This is a genomic window from Streptomyces sp. SID12501 (genome assembly GCF_010550245.1).
Lineage (GTDB): Bacteria > Actinomycetota > Actinomycetes > Streptomycetales > Streptomycetaceae > Streptomyces.
The window spans coordinates 133,535-154,534 of record NZ_JAAGLU010000005.1; the positions used below are offsets into that span (position 1 = coordinate 133,535).

14 protein-coding genes and 1 pseudogene are annotated in these 21,000 nt (G+C 69.0%); 5 read left to right on the top strand and 10 right to left on the bottom strand.

All coding sequences use genetic code 11. The annotated features are described in order from the left end of the window. Positions 1-78: 78 nt before the first annotated feature. The 3 genes from G3I71_RS07260 to G3I71_RS07270 form a co-directional block, all read right to left on the bottom strand. Complete coding sequence (locus G3I71_RS07260; protein WP_164313085.1) at positions 79-1,551, bottom strand: S28 family serine protease; 1,473 nt, start codon at positions 1,549-1,551, stop codon at positions 79-81. A 118-nt stretch (positions 1,552-1,669) separates the two neighbouring features. Continuing rightward, positions 1,670-2,074 carry a hypothetical protein gene (locus G3I71_RS07265; RefSeq protein WP_164313086.1) on the bottom strand — a complete coding sequence of 135 codons (405 nt, stop codon included), beginning with the start codon at positions 2,072-2,074 and terminating at the stop codon, positions 1,670-1,672. A gap of 112 nt (positions 2,075-2,186) precedes the next feature. After that, a complete protein-coding gene (locus G3I71_RS07270; protein WP_343242885.1) occupies positions 2,187-5,957 on the bottom strand; it encodes an ABC transporter ATP-binding protein in 3,771 nt (1,256 codons plus the stop codon). Positions 5,958-6,151: 194 nt separating this feature from the next. Here G3I71_RS07270 and G3I71_RS07275 point away from each other — a divergent pair, with 194 nt between their 5' ends. Then, positions 6,152-6,367 carry a hypothetical protein gene (locus G3I71_RS07275; protein ID WP_164313087.1) on the top strand — a complete coding sequence of 72 codons (216 nt, stop codon included), beginning with the start codon at positions 6,152-6,154 and terminating at the stop codon, positions 6,365-6,367. Positions 6,368-6,606: 239 nt separating this feature from the next. Here G3I71_RS07275 and G3I71_RS07280 read toward each other — a convergent pair whose 3' ends face one another. Continuing rightward, positions 6,607-7,539, bottom strand: a complete 933-nt coding sequence (locus G3I71_RS07280; protein ID WP_239149005.1) for a GDSL-type esterase/lipase family protein — start codon at positions 7,537-7,539, stop codon at positions 6,607-6,609. Between the two features lie 617 nt (positions 7,540-8,156). Next, a complete protein-coding gene (locus G3I71_RS07285; RefSeq protein ID WP_203729584.1) occupies positions 8,157-9,017 on the bottom strand; it encodes a serine hydrolase in 861 nt (286 codons plus the stop codon). A gap of 326 nt (positions 9,018-9,343) precedes the next feature. Here G3I71_RS07285 and G3I71_RS07290 point away from each other — a divergent pair, with 326 nt between their 5' ends. The 3 genes and pseudogenes from G3I71_RS07290 to G3I71_RS52625 all read left to right on the top strand — a co-directional run. After that, positions 9,344-11,677 carry a glycosyltransferase family 39 protein gene (locus G3I71_RS07290; RefSeq protein WP_343242886.1) on the top strand — a complete coding sequence of 778 codons (2,334 nt, stop codon included), beginning with the start codon at positions 9,344-9,346 and terminating at the stop codon, positions 11,675-11,677. A 234-nt stretch (positions 11,678-11,911) separates the two neighbouring features. Beyond that, positions 11,912-12,721 (top strand): endonuclease I family protein, encoded by an 810-nt coding sequence (locus G3I71_RS07295; RefSeq protein WP_164313089.1) that lies wholly within the window; start codon positions 11,912-11,914, stop codon positions 12,719-12,721. Positions 12,722-12,962: 241 nt separating this feature from the next. After that, positions 12,963-13,441 (top strand): annotated as a pseudogene (locus tag G3I71_RS52625) (transposase); the annotation flags it as partial. A 21-nt stretch (positions 13,442-13,462) separates the two neighbouring features. Here G3I71_RS52625 and G3I71_RS07305 read toward each other — a convergent pair. The 5 genes from G3I71_RS07305 to G3I71_RS07325 form a co-directional block, all read right to left on the bottom strand. Beyond that, entirely contained in the window at positions 13,463-13,834 is a 372-nt protein-coding gene (locus G3I71_RS07305; RefSeq protein WP_239148985.1) for a hypothetical protein, read from the bottom strand. Between the two features lie 338 nt (positions 13,835-14,172). Continuing rightward, the gene (locus tag G3I71_RS07310; protein WP_164313090.1) at positions 14,173-14,952 is read right to left on the bottom strand and encodes a SprT family zinc-dependent metalloprotease; all 780 of its coding nucleotides are present in this window, start codon (positions 14,950-14,952) and stop codon (positions 14,173-14,175) included. 4 nt (positions 14,953-14,956) lie between these two features. Next, a complete protein-coding gene (locus tag G3I71_RS07315) occupies positions 14,957-18,544 on the bottom strand; it encodes a DEAD/DEAH box helicase family protein (RefSeq protein ID WP_164313091.1) in 3,588 nt (1,195 codons plus the stop codon). Between the two features lie 159 nt (positions 18,545-18,703). Further along, complete coding sequence (locus G3I71_RS07320; RefSeq protein ID WP_164313092.1) at positions 18,704-19,072, bottom strand: hypothetical protein; 369 nt, start codon at positions 19,070-19,072, stop codon at positions 18,704-18,706. Continuing rightward, positions 19,069-19,422, bottom strand: coding sequence for a hypothetical protein (locus G3I71_RS07325; RefSeq protein ID WP_343242874.1), 354 nt, complete (start codon positions 19,420-19,422; stop codon positions 19,069-19,071). Before G3I71_RS07325 ends, G3I71_RS07320 begins: the two co-directional genes overlap by 4 nt. Before the next feature lie 207 nt (positions 19,423-19,629). Here G3I71_RS07325 and G3I71_RS07330 point away from each other — a divergent pair, with 207 nt between their 5' ends. Beyond that, a complete protein-coding gene (locus G3I71_RS07330) occupies positions 19,630-20,979 on the top strand; it encodes a tol-pal system YbgF family protein (RefSeq protein WP_164313094.1) in 1,350 nt (449 codons plus the stop codon). Positions 20,980-21,000 lie beyond the last annotated feature (21 nt).

Below are 21,000 nucleotides of genomic sequence, written 5' to 3' on the forward strand. Positions count from 1 at the left end.
CGAGGTGATCAGGGTGAGGCCCGGTGGCAGCTGTCACCGGGCCTCACCCTGGATCAACGCCCGTACTCTCCACGGCCGTTACGGCCGCAGGGCGGGCTCCCGCTCGATGTTGCGCTTGTCGAGCCTGGCGTCGTACGTCGCCAGCGGCCTGGCCACCGACGGGTTGGACCGGACGGCGGTCGAGGCGACGCCGGCCCACTCCAGGATGCGGGCCGTGGCGAGCGCCTTCTGCTCGGGGACCAGACCCGCGACGTTGGCGCCGTGGTTCAGGCCGGGGGCGGCGAAGACGTACGAGTCCTTCGCGCCCTTGCCGAGGCGGAACCGCTCGGCGCCCCACGGGTCGTTCTGCCCGTACACGAACAGCATGTGCTGGGCACGGCTCCTGACCCAGTTGTCGACGTCACGCATCGCCCGCGGCTGGAACTTCATCGAGATGTCCCGGGGGACGAAGTTGCGCGGCGGCTGGTAGCCGTAGCGGATGTACGTCTTCTCGATGTGCGGGAACTTGATGGTGGGCGCGCCGAGTTGGGTGCCCGCCTGGTAGTAGTACGGCGTGTACGGCTCCAGGCCCTGGTCGGTGTAGAAGGAGAACCCGGAGATCGTGTCGATCGAGGTCCAGATGTCGTCGTCGGTCGCGTTCTTCGCGTCCGCCGGGATGGACTCGCAGTCGGCGAGCAGGCTGTACTGCCAGAAGCCCCAGACGTAGTCGAGGACGACGGCCTCGTACGCGCGGTCAAGGCTGCCGATGGTGTCGAAGGTGAAGCCCTCGGCTGCGGCGACCTCCGCGTACTTCTTCTCCAGCGGCTCCCGGCGGACGAGCGCCTCGCGCTGTACGGCGTTCAGCCGGTGGCGGCACTCCTTGGTGCCGACGCCCGCGAAGAACCGGTCGTACGCCGAGTCCTCCTTGTTCACCACGTCGTTGGGGGCGACGTACGCGACGACGCCGTCCATGTCGCTCGGGTAGAAGCGCTCGTAGTACGTGGCGGTCATGCCGCCCTTCGAACCGCCCGTGGACAGCCACTTCTTGGCGTAGATCTTCTTCAGCGCCGTGAAGACGCGGTGCTGGTCACTGGCCGCCTGCCAGATGTCCAGCTTGGACCAGTCGGCCGGGTCGGGCCGGGACGGCGTGAAGAAGCGGTACTCCAGGGAGACCTGGTTGCCGTCGACGATCCGCGTCGGCTCACTGCGACTGGGGTTCGTGTTGACGAAGTACCCGCTGGTGAAGAAGACCGTCGGGCGCGCGACGTCCTTGTGCAGGACGGTGATGCGCTGCTGGAACGTGCCCTCGGACGGGTGCCGGTGGTCGATCGGCTGGGTGTAGTCGAGCACGAAGTACCGGTAGCCGGTGTACGGCTTCTCCTGGATCAGGCTCATGCCCGGGATCGCGAGGAGCTGGTCCTTGATGTCCGAACCGGCGGTGCTGGTACTGCTGCTGGTACTGCTCTTGGTGCCGGATATGGCTTCCGGCTGAGCGGCGGTCGCCGCTCCCGCCGTACTCACCGTGCCGATGAGCACGGCCAGCGCGAGCAGCCATCGGAGCGCCTTGCGCATGCACCCTCCCCTATGAAGCATCTGTGCGCCGGAAGCTATCGGAGCAACTTCCGGCGCACCAGGGGACATAGGGAAACCCCTCGGGCGAGGGCTCGGTAAATAGGGTCCGGGACGGGGCTCAGCACCGAATCCAGCCGGAACTGACCGATCCCCGCCCGACCGCGCCCTCGATCCACACCTGCCGTCGACCCGCGTGCACGGTCACCGGGCCGGCCCGTTTCGAGAACAGTCCTTCGTCGACGACCGGCCGCCCGCCCCGCGCCCGTACGCTCACCGACATCCACTGGCGGGCACCCGGGCGCTTGGGCACGGTCACCGCGCAGACGTAGCCGCTGCGCCGGTAGATGCGCACCTCGCCGGTGGAGAAGGTCAGCGTCCGCGCCTTACGGCCGGAGCACGCGGAGGCCGCCGACGTCGCCGCGGCTGCTTCGGCCGTACCGGGACTCACGAGGGAGAGCATCCCGGACGCGGTCAGCACGGCCAGCCCGAGCGCCAACCGCCGCCGTACCGAACCACCACTCACCGTGTCCCCCTCCGGCCACCGCCGCCCATGACTCTAACCGTGCGTCCGTACTGATGTACGGACGCACGGCACCTGTCGAACGGTTGCGCCAGCCGCAAGACCCACTGGCCGGTCAGCGGGACGAGGTGACCGGCTCCTCCTGCTCCGGTGCGCCCACGAAGGTCCGCCACAGTTCGGCGTACTGGCCGTCCAGGGCGAGCAGTTCCTCGTGGGTGCCGTCCTCCGCGACGCGGCCGTGATCCATGAGGACGACCCGGTCGGCGCGGGCGGCGGTGGTCAGCCGGTGGGCGACCACCAAGGTCGTACGGCGGCCCGCCAGGCGGTCCGTGGCCTGGTTGACCTGGGCCTCCGTGGCCAGGTCCAGGGCGGCGGTCGCCTCGTCGAGGAGCAGGATGTCCGGGTCGACCAGCTCGGCGCGGGCCAGCGCGATCAGCTGGCGCTGCCCCGCCGAGAGGTTGCGTCCGCGCTCGGCGACCTCGTGCAGGTAGCCGCTCTCCAGCGTGGCGATCATGTCGTGCGCCCCGACCGCCCGGGCCGCCGCCTCCACCTGGGCGTCGGTGGCGTCCGGCCGCCCGTACGCGATGGCGTCCCGCACGGTCCCCTGGAACAGGTACGCCTCCTGCGGCACGACCCCGAGGCGATGCCGGTACGAGGTGATGTCGAGGTCGCGCAGATCGGTGCCGTCGACGGTGACACGGCCGCCGGTCGGGTCGTAGAAGCGGGCGACCAGCTTCACGAGCGTCGACTTGCCGGCGCCCGTCTCCCCGACGAAGGCGACGGTCTGCCCAGCCGGAATCGTCAACTGGACGCCGCTGAGGGCCTCTTCGGCGTCATCGCCGGACCCGTACGCGAAGTCCACGCCCTCGAAGGCGATGTCGCCGCGCAGGGAGAGCACGTCCAGCGGCTCCTCGGCGGCCTCCGTCGAGGTCCGCTCCTGGAGGAGTTCCTGGATGCGGCCAAGCGAGACCGTCGCCTGCTGGTACCCGTCGAAGACCTGCGAGAGCTGCTGCACGGGCGCGAAGAACAGGTCGATGTAGAGGAGGTAGGCGACCAGCGCGCCGGTCGTCAGCGTCCCGTTGTCGATCCGCCCCGCCCCCACGACCAGCACCGCCGCACCCGCGACCGAGGCCAGCAGCTGTACGAAGGGGAAGTACACGGAGATCAGCCACTGCCCCCGGACGCGCGCCTGACGGTAACTGTCACTGCCCTCCGCGAACCGCTTCGCGCCTGCCCGCTCGCCCCGGAAGGCCTGCACGATCCGCAGCCCGGCCACCGACTCCTGGAGGTCGGCGTTGACCACGGACACGCGCTCACGGGCGAGTTCGTAGGCCTTGACGCTGGCCCGGCGGAAGTAGAACGTGCCGACGACCAGCACCGGGATGGTGACGAACACGACGAGGGCGAGCTGTACGTCGATCACCACCAGGGCGACCATGATGCCGAAGAAGGTGACGACGGCGACGAAGGCGGTGACCAGCCCTGTCTGCAGGAACGTGGAGAGGGCGTCGACGTCGGTCGTCATCCTCGTCATGATCCGCCCGGTCAACTCCCGTTCGTAGTAGTCGAGTCCGAGGCGTTGCAGCTGGGCGAAGATCTTCAACCGGAGTGCGTACAGGACGCGTTCGCCCGTACGGCCGGTCATCCGCATCTCGCCGATCTGCGCCGCCCACTGGACCGCGACGGACACCAGGGCGAGCGCGGCGGCCACCCACACCGCGCCGAGGGCGAGTCGGGAGACACCCGAGTCGATGCCGTGCCGGATCAGGATCGGCAGGAGCAGCCCCATCCCGGCGTCCACGGCGACGAGCCCGAGGCTCACCAGCAGGGGCGTACCGAAGCCGCGCAGCAGCCGCTTCAGCCCGTACGACTCCTCGGGCGTGACCGCGCGTGCCTCGTCGATGGCCGGGAGGTCGGCGGCCGGGGGCAACGCCTCGACCTGGGCGAGGAGTTCGGGCGTGGCCGGCATCCCGGCGAACGCGGTGTCCTTGGGCTCGCGGTCACCGTTCCACAGCCTGGGCGTGACCCCGCGCTCGGCGTCGAACTCGGCGTCCAGCTCGTCCCGTACGGAGGTGTCCTCGGGCGGAACGGAGGAGGGCAGGGCGCGGCCGGGCGAGACGCCGCCCAGCTCGTCGGGGTCGGTCAACAGCCGCCGGTACAGGGCGGAACGGGCCTGGAGTTCGTCGTGGGTGCCGAGGTCGGCGAGGCGTCCGTCGTCGAGGACGGCGATGCGGTCGGCGAGGCCGAGGGTGGAGCGGCGGTGGGCGATGAGGAGGGTCGTCCGGCCCTCCATGACGTGCTTCAACGCCTCGTGGATCTCGTGCTCGACGCGGGCGTCCACGGCGGAGGTGGCGTCGTCGAGGACGAGAAGTCGGGGGTCGGTGAGGATGGCGCGGGCGAGTGCGACGCGCTGCCGCTGGCCGCCGGAGAGGGTGAGGCCGTGCTCGCCGACCTTGGTGTCGTAGCCGTGGGGCAGCTCGGCGATGAAACGGTCCGCCTGGGCGGCGCGCGCGGCGACCAGGATCTGTTCCTCGGTCGCGTCCGGACGGCCGTACGCGATGTTGTTGCGGACGGTGTCCGAGAAGAGGAACGAGTCCTCGGGGACGAGCCCGATCGCGGACCGCAGCGAGTCGAGGCTCAGCTCGCGGACGTCGTGCCCGCCGATGAGGACCGCGCCGCGCGTCACGTCGTAGAAGCGCGGCAGGAGGAGGGAGACGGTCGACTTGCCGGAGCCGGAGGAGCCGACGACGGCGAGGGTCTCGCCGGGCCGGATCTCGAAGCTGAGCCCGGAGAGTACGGGCCGGTCGTCGTCGTACCCGAACGACACGTCGTCGAACTCGACGGTGGCGGGGGCGTCGGCGGGCAGGTCCTTGTCCCCGTCGGTCAACGACGGCCGGGTGTCGATGAGTTCGAGGACGCGCTCGGTACCGGCCCGTGCCTGCTGCCCGACCGTCAGCACCATGGCGAGCATGCGCACGGGCCCGACGAGCTGGGCGAGATAGGTGGAGAAGGCGACGAACGTACCGAGCGTGATGTGCCCGCCCACAGCCAGCCACCCGCCCACCGCGAGCATGGCGACCTGCCCGAGCACGGGCACGGCCTGCAGGGCCGGCGTGTAGACGGAGTTGAACCGGATGGTCCGCAGCCGCCCCGCGAAGAGCCGCCGCCCGACCTCCCTGAGCTTCCCGGTCTCCTGGTCCTCCTGCCCGAACCCCTTCACCACGCGTACGCCGGTCACGGCGCCGTCCACGACACCGGCGACGGCGGCGGCCTGGGCCTGCGCGTACCAGGTGGCTGGGTGGAGCTTCGTACGGCTGCGCTTGGCGACGATCCAGAGGGCGGGGGCGACGGCGAGGGCGACCAGGGTGAGCGGGAGCGACAGCCAGGCCATGATCGCGAGGGAGATCACGAAGAGCAGCACGTTCCCGAGGGTCATCGGGAGCATGTAGAAGAGGCTCTGGATCAGCTGGAGGTCGCTGGTGGCCCGCCCGACGATCTGCCCGGTCGACAGCTCGTCCTGGCGGCGCCCGTCGAGCCGGGTGATCGTCTCGAACATCTCCGTCCGCAGGTCGTACTGGACGTCGAGGGCGAGCCGGCCGCCGTAGTAGCGGCGGACGTAGGTGAAGACGTAGACGAGGACGGCGGAGACGACGAGCGCGCCCGCCCAGGGGGCCACGGAGCGGCTCTTGGCACCGATGACGTCGTCGATGATCACCTTGGTGATCAGCGGGACCAGCGCCATGAGGGCCATACCGCCGAGGGAGGCGCCCAGGGACAGCACGACGTCCTTCGGATACCGCCAGGCGTATCCGACCAGCCGCCGCGCCCATCCCGGTTCAGGTACAGGTACAGGTACCGATGCCGACACCTGTGCCGGTTCCGGCACCTGTTCCGGTTCGTGTCCTGGCTTCCGCCCCCGCTGCTCTGCCACTCCGGCGCCTTCCGTAGATCCGCGATTCCGCACTCCGCCGGTAAGCACCAACACGAGCGGAAGGGGATTTCATCCCTCCGCAACAAAACCCGGGCCACCCCCGGAACCCGTCCTTGGCAGCGAGTACTGTCACCTGCCAGGATCAGGCCGTGATCAACCTGTCGAAGATCGCGAGGCAGGCAGACGCCTTCCTCGACCTGATGGGCGTGGTGGTCGGCTCGCTGCTGCTGGTGATGGGCCTCCAGACCTACCGCGACGGCGGATCCGTGGGCTGGCTCATAGCCGGATCAGCACTGTTCCTGATCAACCTCTGGGTAGCCGGGCGTCGATTCGTCCGGCGCAGGAGGCCGGTTTCGCCGCAGTAGTGGCGCACCGGACGGGATACAGGCCGACCGGGCCGACGGGACCGGCAGTCACCGAGCACCGGCCACGCCCGAGCGCCACTATGCGCGGGGTGGAACGTCCGGGGCGGGGCACAGCCTGCCCCGGACGTCCCACCCCGCGCCCCCGCTGCCCCGCACCCCCGCAGGGACCCGTCAGGCCGCGATCACCTCCGCGATCACCTCCGTGATCACCTCCATGTTCCGGCAAGCCGTACTCGGGGTCAGGACGCCGAACACGTGGCCGTCACCGAAGGTGTGCCCGCCGCAGCCGGCGTACTCGCGAGGAAGCCGAAGGCAGTGCTCGCCCCCGCCGCCACCGTGCCGTTCCAGCCGGCGTTGCGCACCGTCGTCCCGGTCAGCGCACCGTTCCAGACCTGGGTGAGCCGACTGCCCGTGGGGAATGTGAGGGTCACCGCCCAGGACGAGATCGGTGCCGTGGACGAGGTGTTGGTGACCGTCACCTCACCCTGATAGCCGCCCTGCCACACCGACACCGCCCGGAAGGCCGCCGAGCAGCCACCGCTCCCCGGGTCCCCGGGATCCCCCGGATCGCCCGGAGTGAGCAGGGCCGACAGCGCCGGGAACCAGCGGGCCGCCATCTTGGCGTCGCCCGAGGCGTTGGGGTGAACGCCGTCATTGGTGTCGGTGGCCGAGTCGAAGCCCGTCCACTGGTCGACGACGGTGACCGGCGACTGCCCGGTGGTGATGCCCTGCGCCCAGGCCGGAACGCGCTGGTTGAAGGCCACCGTACGAGCGGCGCACTCGGCACAGCTGCTCGGGTTGATCGGGATGAGCTGGGCGACCAGCACCTTCATCGCCGGGTTACTGGCCCGCATCTGGCCGACCAGCTTGGTGTACGCGGCGAGGATGGTGTCCGGCGCGATGCTGCTCCATACGTCGTTGGTGCCGAAGTGCATGACAACGATGTCCGGCCGGGTCGCCGCCAGCCAGCCGGGCAGCAGGTTCTGATCGGCGGTGGCGGTGGCCTGGAACCCACCGTGACCTTCGTTGTCGGCGTCGTGCGTGAGGGCGCAGCTCTGGGCGTTCAGTGTGCCGACGAAGTCGATGTCGGTGTAACCGGCGCTCTGCAACTGGTTCCAGAGGAGCGAGCGCCAGCAGCCCGGGGAACCGGTGATGGAGTCACCGAGCGGCATGATCCGCACCGGGGTCGCGGCGGCGGCGGACGGGGCGCCGGCCAGGCCCAAGCCGGCGACGAGAGCGAGCAGGGCGGCCAGGAAAGCGGCGAGGAGGGGGTGACTGCGGGGCCGGTCGTGAGGGTGGGGGTGGCTGTGGTGTCTGCTGCGCACGGGGTGTCCTTCCCGAAGTGGGGCGGGAGCGGGAGTGCGAGTGTGAGTGCGGTATACACGCGTGGGAGCGCTCCCATGTCTGCGTACCGTTCATCAAGCCACCGTTGTCACTGACACGTCAATAACCTGGACGGGGTCGGACAGGCTGGGCCGGGCCGGGCTCGGACGGGCCCGGCCCGGGTGAAACCGCGGGCGACCCCCGGGTGAAGCGGCGGGCGACCCGGCAGTCCCGCTCCAACACCGCGTCCAGGGAGGGCGGTTCACTGGCGGTTCACTGGTCCGACGTACTGCCGAGGGAGTTGGCGTTCGCCGGTCCGGCGGCGGCCGGACAGCTGGCCACCGCCGGACCGGCGGTACGTGGATCGGGTGGGTGACGGCCGGGAGGCGCCGCGGTGAAGTCGTCTGACGATCGGCTCGGAATCGATTCACGACCGGCTCGCGACCGGCTCGCGACCCGCTCGCGATCAGCTCGCGGCGAGATCCCGGTGGACGACCTTGGCGATGCCCTCGATGGTCGTGATGCCGTAGTTCCAGGTGCTGTTGCCCTGCGTGAGCACCGTGATCATGTAGTCGTGGCCGCCGCCCTTGAACGTACCGACGCTGTGCACCCGCCAGCCGTTCGTGGCGCGTTGCAGCCAGCCGTTCTTGACGTGCACCGAGACACCCGTGGGCGCGCCCTTCGGCGTGCCCCAGCGCTGGGACGAGATGACCTCGCTCATCAACTGCTGTATGTACGCACGGGAGTTGTCGGTCAGGACCGTGTTGGTGATGGTGGTGAGCGCCAGCAGCTTCTGCTCGTCACGGGCGGTGATCTGGGTGAGACCCCAGTAACCGTTCGCGCCGGGCTTGGTCTGCGTCATGCCCGCGGCCGCGACGAAGGCCTTGATCTTCGTCAGGCCCAGCTGGTTCCACAGCTTCGTGGTCGACGCGTTGTCCGACTTGGTGATCATGGCCTTCGCGAGGCTCTTCTCGGTGGCCGTCAGCGCGCGGTTGGTCTTCTGGGCGTCCCAGAGCAGCGTCGACAGGACGGTCACCTTGACGACACTGGCGGAGTCGTAGGCGGTCTGCGCCCGGTACACGCAGGTCGTCTTGGTGGAGCGGTCGAACACACCGACGCTGATGGAGCCTCGACGGCCGGAGAGGGCCGTGGTGATGTCCTTCTTCAGCTTGGTGGCGAGGGCGGACTTGGCGGACGTACAACTGACGGCCGCCGTGGCCGCGTTGGCGGGTGTCGCGGTGGCCACGAGCGACAGCACGGTCGCGGCGCAGACGGCGGCGCCGCCGAGTACGCGGGTGCGCGCGGATCTGGATATGTGGTGAGTCATGGAGGTTTCCCATCCCAGTGAAGGACATCAACGCGCCCCCGGCACGCTGGTGTTCTTCTGACTCACATGCACATGCGAATGGTTGTACGTCAGTCGCACTTTTTTTCGAGACCTACTTCGAGACCTACTTCGAGCTTACTTCGAGGCTCGCCCAGGGGCTCGATCGAGGGCTTCCTCGGGGGGTCCTTGAGGGCTTACCTGGGGGCTTCCCTGAGGGATCACTTGGGGAAAGCCCGCACCGCGCGTAACGCAGTGTTGCCTTGATTCACAGGTGGCACCCAGTCGCGCCACAGCGCGCACCCACCCCCCGTCCGGACGATTCGATGGTGACATCTGCCACCGACCCACACCCCCACGCCCCGGAGATCCCCGCCGCGGCCGCCGATCCCGCGGCCCCCGAGGCTCCGCCGGCCCCCGCCGAGTCAGGCACGCCCGAGAAGGCGCCGCGCTGGTCGCTGCCCGCGTTGCTCGCGATCATGCTGCTGGCCGGAGTCCTGTACTCCTGGAACCTCTCCTCCTCCAGCCTCAACAGCTTCTACAGCGCCGCGATCTACAGCGGTACGCAGAGCTGGAAGGCCTGGTTCTTCGGCTCGCTCGACGCGGGCAACTTCATCACCGTCGACAAGCCACCGTTCGCGATGATGCTCATGGGCCTGTCGTGCCGCGTCTTCGGCTTCGGGACCTGGCAGATGATGGTGCCCGAGGTCGCGGCCGGCGTCGGCACGATCTGGATCCTGCACTCCTCCGTGAAGCGGGTCTTCGGGCACGTGGCGGCCACGATCGCCGCGCTCGTCCTCGCGCTCACCCCGATCACCGTCGCGATCAACCGCGACAACAACCCCGACACCATCCTCGTCCTGCTGATGGTCGGCGGCGCGGCCCTCGCCCTGCGCGCGGTGCACAACGACAAGCTGCTGCCGCTCATCGGCTCCGCGGTCCTCTTCGGGCTCGCCTTCAACACCAAGATGCTCCAGGGTTACATCGCCCTGCCCGCCGTCTTCGCCGTGTACGTGTACGCGTCGAAGCTCGGCTGGAAGAAGAAGGTCGTCAACCTGGCCCTGGCCTCGGTCGCCCTGGCCGTCTCCAGCTTCTGGTGGGCCACGGCGGTCTCGCTCGTCCCGGCCGACGACCGCCCGTACATCGGCGGATCGACCGACGGCTCCGCCTGGAACCTGATCATGGGTTACAACGGCCTGGGCCGCGTCCTCGGTGGCGTGGGCAACGGCGGGGGCGGCGGAGGCGGGGGCGGCACCTTCGCCGGCACCGCGGGCATCGGCCGGATGTTCAACGACGTCCTCGGCGGCCAGATCTCCTGGCTGATCCCCTTCGCGTTCCTCGCGCTCGCCGCCGGCCTGGTGCTGTGCGGACGGGCCCCGCGCACCGACATGACGCGCGCCGCGCTCGTCCTGTGGGGCGGCTGGCTGGCGCTGCACTACGTGACCTTCGCCATGGCCGAGGGCACCATGCACCCGTACTACACGACCGCGCTCGCCCCCGGCATCGCGGCGCTGACCGGCGCCGGCGGCGTCATGCTGTGGCGCGCCTTCCGCAGCGGTGACGCCCGCTGGTCCTGGGTCCTGCCGGCCGGCCTCGCGGTCACCGGCGTCTGGGCGATCGTGGTACTGCGCCGTGCCACCGGCTGGAACACCTGGCTGTGGCCGACGATCGCCGTACTCATGGTCCTCGCGATCGCGGGCCTGTTCGTCCTGCGGACCGCGAGCTCCGGTACGAGGGTCCGGCTGCTCGGCGCCTCCGTCGTCGCGGCGATCGTGGCGGCCCTCGCGGGTCCGACGGCCTACGCCGTCTCGCCCGCCTTCTCCTCCACCAGCGGCGGCATGGGCGGCACCAACCCGACCGCGGGTCCGTCGAGCGGTGGCGGCATGGGCGGTCCCGGCGGCGGTGGCGGCCGGGGCGGCTTCGGCGGCGGCAGCAGCGGCGGTCCCGGCGGCCAGCAGAGCAGCACCCAGCAGGGCGGCCAGGCGAACGGGGAGCTCCCCGGCGGCGGTAACGGCCAGATGCAGCCGGGTGGCGGCAACGGTGAGCTCCCGCAGGGCGGCGGCGCACCCAGTGGCGCACCCAGCGGCACGAACGGGGGCTTCCCGGGCGGCGGTACGGCTCCCGGCGGCGGGACCACCGGCCAGAACGGTGGGACCGGTACGGCTCCCGGCGGCAGCAGTGGCACGAGCGGCGGCTCCGGTGGCGGCGGCGGTGGCGGCGGTATGGGTGGCAGCGTCAGCAACGAGCTGATCTCGTACCTGGAGAAGCACCAGGACGGCGCCAAGTGGCTGATCGCGGTGTCCAACTCGCAGGGCGCCGGCCAGATGATCCTCAGCACCGGCAAGCCCGTCATCTCGATGTTCGGCTTCACCGGTCAGGACAAGGCGATGACCCTGGCCAGGCTCAAGGAGTTGGTGAAGAAGGGCGAGCTGCACTACATCCAGCTCGGCGGTGGCATGGGCGGCGGCATGGGCGGCGGCGACCAGGAACTCACCACCTGGGTGCAGAAGTACGGCACGGCGGTGAAGGAGAGCGACTACAGCACGAGCAACAGCGACAGCTCGACCTCCGGCTCCTCGTCCTCTTCGTCGTCCTCGACCTCCACCTCGACTACGACAAACCAGTCGACGATCTACCGCTTGGACGCGTCGGACGTCAACTGAACCCGACAGGCACCGAAGTGGCCCCCGACCGGAACGCCGGTCGGGGGCCACGCCCGTTTCCAGACCACCTCATGGCCTCTCCTTGGCTCTACGCGCGTCAAATCGGGCCGAAATCGGCCGAGTTGCCGGTTCACGTCACGCAACAGACACGCGCAGTTCATTGCCGGAAACGCATGTCCATGTCACGCTCCCGGATGTCTCCCTCATTCGACACGCGTAGAACGGACACCCCCGATGCCCGCGACGCAGATACGCACCCGCCGTTGGAAGGCCGTGGCGCTCGCCACATCGACCGTCCTGGCGGCCCTCGCCATCCCCACGATGACGGCCACTCCGGCCGGCGCGACGACGACCGCGTACGACACGACGTACTACAAGAACGCGGTCGGCAAGACCGGTACGACGCTCAAGTCCTCGCTGCACACGATCATCAGCAGCCAGACGAAGATCTCGTACTCCGCGGTCTGGAACGCGCTCAAGGTCACCGACCAGGACCCGAACAACAGCAGCAACGTGATCCTGCTGTACAGCGGCGTCTCGCGCAGCAAGTCCCTCAACGGCGGCGACGTCGGCGACTGGAACCGCGAGCACACGTGGGCCAAGTCCCACGGCGACTTCGGCGAGGCGACCGGCCCCGGCACGGACCTGCACCACCTGCGCCCCTGCGACGTGACGATCAACAGCACCCGGGGCAACCTGGACTTCGACAACGGCGGCAGCACCGTCACCAACGGCGGCGGCAGCACCGTCGACTCCGACTCCTTCGCGCCGCGCGCCGCGGACAGAGGCGACGTGGCCCGCATGATCCTCTACATGGCCGTGCGCTACGAGGGTGACGACGGCTGGGCCGACCTGGAGCCCAACGAGAAGGTGGGCAACGGCAGCAACCCGTACATGGGCAAGCTCGCCGTACTCAAGGCGTGGAACGAGGCGGACCCGCCCAGCGCCTTCGAGGAGACGCGCAACCAGGCGATCTACGACACCTACCAGCACAACCGCAACCCGTTCATCGACCACCCGGAGTGGGTCGAGGCGATCTGGTAGACGATCCGGCGACGGACGCACGTCACGCCCTGAACTCCACCTGATTCAAGGGGAGTTCAGGGCGCTGCCATGGAAGCGCGTGAACCGGCCGGAGCGCTGGAACCCGGCTGTCAGACCTTCTGCAGCCGCAGCTGCATCTGGCAGCCGCCGGAGCGTCCGTCGGTGTCGATGCCGATGGTCACCGGGCTGCCCGTGCCCCGAACTGCCCTACGCGCACCGCTACGACTGCTAGGCAGTGGCCCCCGAGTGGGAGCCGCGACCGCGCCACAGGGCCACCTACACCCGCCCGCACGGCGTCCGCCATCTGTTCGCCGCCTACGACCTGGGCAATGACCAGTTCTACGGGCACATCGAGAAGACCAAGAACCGGGCAAGTTCCTGGAGTTCTGCTGCTACCTGCGCTCCTTGCACCCGACCGAGAAGCACATCGCAATCGTGAGCGACAACTACTCGCCCCAACGGACCACCAAGCGGTGCCGCCGAATCGCCGACCGGGCCGAGGCCAACAACGTCAAGATTGCCTACGCCCCGACGAACTCCTCGTGGCTGAGCCGTATAGAGGCCCAGTTCACCGCCTTGCGCTACTTCACCCTTGACGGCACCGATCACGCCAGCCACAAGGAGCGGGGCAGCATGATCCGCCGCTACATCATCTGGCGGAACAAGCACGCCACCGACGAACACCTCCGCCAGGTCGTGGCCGGGGCGAACGTTGCCTGACTCGCACTGCAGCAGCCAGCCTCACCAGAGGCGCAGGAAGCTCCGGACGTCGTCGAGGCCGTCGAGCGCTCGGCCGTCCACGTCCGACGGATCCACCCCAGCACGCGCCGCCAACGATTGCGCCAGTGCGAGGGCTTCATCGCTGAGATGCCCGAACCGTCGAGCGGTATGTCCCAGGCACAGGCCGGCCAGCCCAAGCAGCGGGCTGCCGGACACAGCCCGCGTCCCGACCTGCACACACCAGTGTTCAACGAACTCCCGATCGTCGTCCTTCAAGGCGCTCCCGACCAAGACGCTCGCTGCCTCGAACTCATGCGCCCGGTCCCCGAGCGCCCGCTCCAATGCCTCGACCACCACGTCATGCGGCAGGGCAGGAGGGTTCTGGAAACGCATGTGTGAATGCATGCCGCGAGACTACGCACCCCGCTGCAACGCCCACCCCCGCCCTGCGGCTCGACCGGGCGACCGTAGACTGATGCGGCTTACGCGACGGTCGGAGCAACAGCTACCACCATGCTGCTGATCGAGCCCGTATCGACGGCGGTTGTGGTGGGGTTGATGCTGCACTCCTCTGCGACCGTCGTCGCCCAGCAATCCCCCCAGGTCGCAGCCCAGTCGCCGGCCAGGTCGCTGCTCGGGTCGAGGTCCTCGGCCGCGGAATCTCGTGCTTGCAATCCGGTAGCTATTGCCGTGGCTGAACTCATCTATGCATACGGGCAGTTCAGTCTGACTCACCGGATATCGCCCATCCAGAGTCGCCGCCCCAGCTCGTCAAGGTCCGTCCGCCGCTCTTCGTACTCGGGCAGCGCGATCCGCAGCAGCCGCCAGAAGTCCTCTCGGTGCCCGGACACTTTCACGTGGGCCAGTTCGTGTGCGATGACGTAGTCGATCAGATGCATGGGCAGCTGGAAGAGCGGCCACCCGAGACTCATCAGCCCGTTGGCGGCCGCCCCGTGCTGCGGCGGCCGGTAAGAACCCCATCGGTCCCCCAGGTCCCGAACCTCCAGTTCCGGCTCGGTCACACCCATGCGGGCCGCCCAGGGCTGAAGCCGATGTCCCGTCCAGTTCCGGCCGGCCCGGCAGTACCAGTCGACGAGCGCTGCCCGCCCCGCCTGCGGCTCCGCCGCCAGATCCGGGCCCATGACAAGGCGCCCCGCAACCAGCCGGACCCCTCCGGCCGCCCCCTCCTCACCGGACACGGCCAGCCGATACGTCCGCCCCAGATAGCGGAAGACCTCTCCGTCGGCGAGCTGTTTGACGGGGCTGAGCGGGCGTGTGTGCTCCCGCTCCCGACGCTTGGTCACCAACCAGTCCCGGTGCGCGCGTACGAACTGCTCCGCCTCGGCCGTCGAACGCCCGGCAGGGGTGTGCAGGGTGAGGGTCGCGTCAGCCTCGACAGTCAGCGCGAACCGTTTCCTGCGGGCGCTGGCGCGCACCCGCAGCGCCAGCCCGTCCACAGTGAGCAGGGCTTCGGGGGCGGAGTACGTCGAAGGATCGGCCGGCGCGGTCACCGGTCTATTGTCCCCTCGCTCTTCCCCGAAACTGCCGAAGGTTGTCCTGCGCGAAGGACGCCAGGCGCTCAGCCGCGTTGTCCAACGGCGCCCAGTCAGCGCCTACGGGCCGGACACCGCCACTGAGCAGGACATCGTGGAGGTCTCCGGCCAGCATGCTGATGTCCTGGTGCTGCCCCTGGTACGACGCCCTGGCCATGGCCCGAGTCGCCACGTCGCACACCTTGCCCGTGAGCTGCCTGACGTCGCCGTTGCCTGCCAGCCTGATCCCCGGAGTGTCCTCCAGGATCTGCTCCACCAGCCGGTACACCCTCTGTTCGAGCGGCGTGAGACCGACGAGTTCCGGGGACTCCTCCTGCTCCTGTCTGGCCTCCTCGATCAGCGCGCCGAACTCCTCCATCTGCTCCTCGAAGCGGCCCGGCATCGTGCGCAGGATCTCTTCCAAACGCTTGGAGAGCCGCTCGTACTTCGCGGGGTCCTCCCGCTTCGTCCGCTCCTCCAGATGGAAGCGGAGCGCATGGCCCATCTCCGCCGCGGCCTCCTGCGGCGGCAGCCGCCGCACGGCGTCGTCGAAGGTGAGTGCGGTGAGCCAGACCGGCGGAATGACCTGATCGATCTCCGGGCCCTCAAGGTGGTCGGCAATCATGGCCCGGACCTTGCGCCCGTACCGGCGCAGCGTGAACGTGCCACCCTCGTCGTCCCGGCACAGTCGCCGCACCCGCTTCTGGAGCAGGCTCCAGCGCCTGGCGTCCGCGACGTAGTCGAGGGCGTCCTCGTGCGGAAGAACGCGCTCAAGGGTGGCGAGGAACGTGTGCAGCACCTCGTCGAAACCGAACCGCAGGGCTTCGGGTCGCAGTGCGAGAGCGGCCGGCCCCAGCTTGGCGAGCTGGTCGAGTTCCGCGTCGTCGATGCCGTTGCGACGCAGGAAGGCGCGGACCTCTTCGGCAGCGGGAGCGAGATCGCCCACCTCGTCGGACAACTTGCGCATGGTGTCGGCGACATCGGCGTTCCGGTACCCGGCGAGTGCGCTGGAGAGGTGCTCGAAGACGCCGTAGTAGTCGACGACGTAGCCGACTTCTTTGCCGGGCGAGGTGCGGTTGACGCGCGCGACGGCTTGGAGCAACTCGGCGTCACGGATAGGCCGGTCCAGATAGAGCACCTGTTCGCGCGGAGCGTCAAATCCCGTGAGCAGCATGGACTTCACGATCAGGAACGCGATGGGGCTGTCAGCGTGCACGGGGTCGGGCACCGTGGTGGAGAGTGGCTGTGGCTCACTGATCGTGGCATCGGACCACGGGGCGTTCATGCCTTCGACGTAGTCGGTCGGCGGAGTCGGGGCCTGCGGCGGATTGAAGGGCGTCACGGCCACCCACTCCGGATCCGGCGCCAGCTCGGGGAACGCCTTCTGGAAGCGCTCGGTGTACGCCTCCTGGCGACCGGCGTCGGTCCACTCCCTCCACTCCCCCCGCTTGTGACCCGAACCCGGCGAGATGACCGGCACGAAGTCGACCCGGCGCAGCACCGCCCGGAACTGATGGGCCTGGTGGAGATAGCGCAGTCTGGCGGACAGCTTCTCCAGCGGGATCCCGGCCACCGACTCCGGGTCGAACTCGGCGAGCTCGGCGAGCAGTTCGTCACGGGCCTTGCGCAGAGCGTGGTGGTACTGCACGGCCGCCTTCCGACTGACGGCCGCGACCTGTGCCTTGAACCCGCCGGGCAGCACCGCGGTCACCCAGTGCTCCAGCATGTCCTCGGCCTTGGCCTCGATCATGGGAACCGACTCGGCGACGTCTCGCTCGGTGGGCCAGCGCTTGAGCAGCGCGGCCCGCTCCTCGGGGGTGCGGTCCCGTACGAGGTCGTCGAACCCTTGGTCGAGGACTTCTCCGTCACGGACCTCGCCTTCCCCGGTCCGCCCCTCGTAGCGGATGCGGACGACGACGCCGTCGTGCTCGGCGTCCTCCATCCGGTACTCGTCGAGGAATCCTCGCGGCGAGTCACCCCGCCCGAAGATCCGGCGCGTGTCCTCCTCACGCCCGGTGATGATCGGCGTACCCGTGAACCCGATCTTGGCGGCGTTCGGGATCGCCTTGCGGAGGGCGGCATGCAGGACGCTGGTGTGCGAGCGGTGTGCCTCGTCGACGAGGACGAGGATGTCCGGGGAGGTGTTGCACTCGGGGAAGTCCGGTACGGGTCCCTGGGTCTCGCCCTGCCTCTGCGCGGTTTCCTCGCCCTCCCCGACCAGATCCCGGTCGTCCCCGCTGCCTTCCGTGTCCCCGGCGAAGGTGAAGCCGGTCCCGTACTTCTGGATCATCCCGAAGACGACGCGCCGCCCACCGTCGCGCAGCAGCCCTTCCATCTGCGTCCGGGTCTTCGCCGTCTCGACATCGGACTCGCTGAGCTTCAGCGTCCGCGAGAGCTGGGTCTGCAACTGGGTGCGGTCGGTGACCACGACCACCATGAACTCACTGAGCCGGTGGTGCAGATGGACCCGCCGCACCAGGAACGTCATGGTCAGCGACTTACCGGAGCCCTGCGTATGCCAGATGACACCGCCACGCTCGTCATCGGTGTCCCGTCCGGCACGAGCACGCCCGGTCAGCAGTCTGCGTACGGCCTTCTCGGCAGCCCGGTACTGCTGATGCCGGGCGACAGCCTTGACGGTCCGCACGGCACCGCCGTCCGCCCCCGACTCGACGGCCATCGGGATCACGTAGTGCCGTACGACATTGAGCAGGGCAGCCGGCCGCAGGATCACACCGACGAGCTTCTGCTGTTCGCCGAGCGGTGCGGGTGCGGATTCGGAGGCGGATGCGGCGCCGTCCGCGAGCAGCCCGGCGCTACGCAACTCCCGCCGCAGCGTGCCCTCTTCCTCCGGTTCGACACTGCGCCACGGGTGGAAGTGCTCGGGCTCGGAGGTGACGGTACCCAGGTGGGCGGTCTGGCCGGTCGCGGCGACGAGGAGCTGCACGGTCCGGAACAGTTCCGGCACACCGGCGGGGACCGGAGTACTGGTGGCGTCGAGGTCCAGAACGGGGTTCCCGGCGTAGTGCCGAAGATCGATTACGGCGCTACGGACGGGCTCGGCGAGATCGGCGCTCTTGCACTCGACGGCGACGAGCGGGATGCCGTTCACGAAGAGGACGAGGTCGAGTATCGACAGCTCACCGGAGCGGCTACGCACACGGAGCTGATCGACGACAGTGAAGGTGTTGCGCGTGACATGGTCCGGGTGCCACTCGACGTACTGGACGGTGGCTGACGGACCACCGTGCGCGGCGGAGGGCGAGGGGAGCATCCAGCCGTGGAGCAGCATGTCGGTGGCGGCGAGGTTCGCGTGGACGACGCCGTTGCCGAGGGAGAGGGAGGCCAGCTCATTGACCGCCCGCTGGATGTCGTCGTCGCCCATCCAGGGCTGACCGTCACCACCCCGAAGGTTGATCCCCCTCAGCGCGGGCCCGAGTTGGTCGACGAGTAACGGCTTGGCCGCGTCAAGCGTGTCCAACTCCGCGCCCGGGACGTGCGTCCACCCCATGGCCTCCAACTGCGCGACGAACGGCCGCTCCACCTCGTCCCGCTCGACGTGCACCACCACAGCCCCGCGCCTCTCTCCGTACGTCCCACTGTTCCCCGGAGATCCATTCTGTGCCCAGGGAGCGAGGTAAGGGAAAGGGATCAGGACGTAGGACATGGCTGAGCGCGCGGACGTACGGGGCTTTGTGGCGGTACGTCCGCACGCTCGGCGGGGCGGGTCTCAGGTGCTGGGGTCCTCCTCCGAGGCGACGTCGTCGGGGTCCTCGTCGTCGCAAGACTCGGGAAGGCGGGCGCCCCGGCTCCGGGCGACGCGACGCACGTCGTGGAGTGATTCAGTCAACCTGGCGGCCAGGAAGCGGAGTTGGGGCGCGGTGGCCTTGCCGTCCCCGAGGAGATCGGCGGCGTGGTCGAGGAGATCGTCGGCCATGTCCAGCTGGACGGCTTCGATGCCGTCGGCGATCCGGGAGAGGTGGCTGGTGCCGGTGCTGTCGGTGAGGAGGTAGCAGGGGTTGCCGTCGAGGTTGGACCAGGGGAGGAGACGGGGGCGGGTGGCTGTGGTGGCGGCGGTGTCGTGGCTCGCGTAGATCATGCGGCGGCCACCCCGGTGCCGTGAATTCGACGCGAGCCGACGTCGACGCCGTGAATGCGCCGTGGCCCTACGTCGATGCCGTGCACGGCAAGCCAGAGGGCTCGGCGGCGGGAGCGCTGCTGCCTGGCCAGCTCGCGTTGTTCGTGGGCGAGGAGGTAGGGGCGGACGAGTCGGGAGTCCTCACCCCGGAGGGAGGCTTCATGCGGGGAAGGCCAGCGGCTGGGTGCGGCGGGGGCGGCAGGCACAGGGGCAAGCGCCGACCCTCCCCCGGTGGAGTACCGGTGACGCCCCGATGCGGGCCGTACCAGCCTCAGCAGCGGCCGGATGAGGCGGGCGATATGGTGCAACACGTCTTCAACTCCAGTGTGGTTGAGGGCCATGCCCCCGGGCCGTCGCAAGCGGTCGCGGGGGTCCTTCCTTTCGGCCGAGATCACTCGGTGCCTGTGCAAGAGGTAACCGCTCGGACACCCTCCGCAGGTACCGTTGGAAGACGGTCAGACCGTGAACGCCGTGAACGCCGTCGTTGAACACCATGCAAGCCGTCGGGAGTTGAGGACATGGCACGGAAACGCACCCCCAACCGCGCCCTGGACAACCTGCTTGACCAGGCACGATGGACCAGAACGCAGCTCGCACAGCAGGTGAATCGCCTCGGCCCCCAGGCAGGACTCGACCTGACGTACGACCGCACCGCAGTCGCGCACTGGATTGCAGGAGTTCAACCAAAACTCCAGGTCAGGGCTTTGATCGTCGAGGCCCTCTCGGCACGTCTCGGACGACCCGTCACTCACGCGGAGGTCGGCCTGGAGCCCGCACCATCACTCACGGACACCCAAAGCGCCGACACTGTCGAGGAGTTGATCGACCTCGGAAGGGCAACAATGGATCCGTCCCGCCGCAGCATGCTGGCTGCCACGGTCTTCTCCGCCGCACTGTCAGTTCCCGCGTTCACCCTCCCTGCGCGAGCGGCGGAGGAATCGGTGACTCCCGGCAAGAAGACCGTTCGTATCGGTTCTTCACAGGTGCAGTCGATCCGCACCATGACCGATCGGATCGCGGACATCCTCGACGAACTGGGTGCCGGGCACGCGATGCCCATGGCGTCCGCGTTCCTCGTCAACACCGTCGGTCCCTGGCTCAAGGCACAGGCCGCGGAATCCGTCCGCAAGGACATGCTGGCCGCCGCGTCCGACCTCACGTACCTGACCGGCTGGATGGCCATGTACGAGAAGGCTCACGGCCTCGGACAGCGCTACTACGTCCAAGCCCTCGGCCTAGCACGCGAGGCGGAGGACCACATCACCTACTGCAGGACCCTGCGCGGCATGTCCCTCCAGGCCTCCAACCTGGGCTACGGCCCGAAGGCTCTGGAACTCGCGAACTCCGCAGCAGAAGCTGCCCCCTCTGCGGGCCCACGTCTCGTGGCGTTCCTACGCGGTCAGCAGGCGCATTCCGCGTCCATGGTGGGCCTGAAGCAACAAGCCCACGCCCGCCTGAAGGAGGCGGAGGACGCTCTATCGAAGGCGGACAGCCGCAGGGATGCGATCGGCGGCTACGACCAGACCGCCTACCTCTTCCACGTCTCCCACGTCCTGTACGAGGAGAAGGATTTCGCAGGCTCGATCAAAGCCCTGAAACAGTCGATCCGCCTCCAGCCAAAACAGGAACGCCAAGGCCGCGTACACGCCTATGCGCTTCTCGCGCAACGCCAACTACGCGTCGGCCACTTGGACGCGGCCTGCGAGAGCTGGTCACGGTTCCTGGACGAGTACGAACACGTCTCGTCCAACCGCGGTGACGACCACTTCCACACGATGAACACGGAACTACGCCGACGCCCAACCGCCCCACCTGTTCGGGAACTCGCGCTCCGTGCGCGGGATGTGGCTGCGGCCAAGGCGGCCTAATTTTCGCAGAAGCCAGGAGCT

Coding starts and splice junctions, on each gene's coding strand:
- G3I71_RS07295 (WP_164313089.1), top strand. CDS start 11,912: ATGCCCGCGACGCAGATACGCACCCGCCGTTGGAAGGCCGTGGCGCTC.
- G3I71_RS07280 (WP_239149005.1), bottom strand. CDS start 7,539: ATGCCGCTCGGTGACTCCATCACCGGTTCCCCGGGCTGCTGGCGCTCG.
- G3I71_RS07320 (WP_164313092.1), bottom strand. CDS start 19,072: ATGATCTACGCGAGCCACGACACCGCCGCCACCACAGCCACCCGCCCC.
- G3I71_RS07330 (WP_164313094.1), top strand. CDS start 19,630: ATGGCACGGAAACGCACCCCCAACCGCGCCCTGGACAACCTGCTTGAC.
- G3I71_RS07305 (WP_239148985.1), bottom strand. CDS start 13,834: ATGCGTTTCCAGAACCCTCCTGCCCTGCCGCATGACGTGGTGGTCGAG.
- G3I71_RS07260 (WP_164313085.1), bottom strand. CDS start 1,551: ATGCGCAAGGCGCTCCGATGGCTGCTCGCGCTGGCCGTGCTCATCGGC.
- G3I71_RS07285 (WP_203729584.1), bottom strand. CDS start 9,017: ATGACTCACCACATATCCAGATCCGCGCGCACCCGCGTACTCGGCGGC.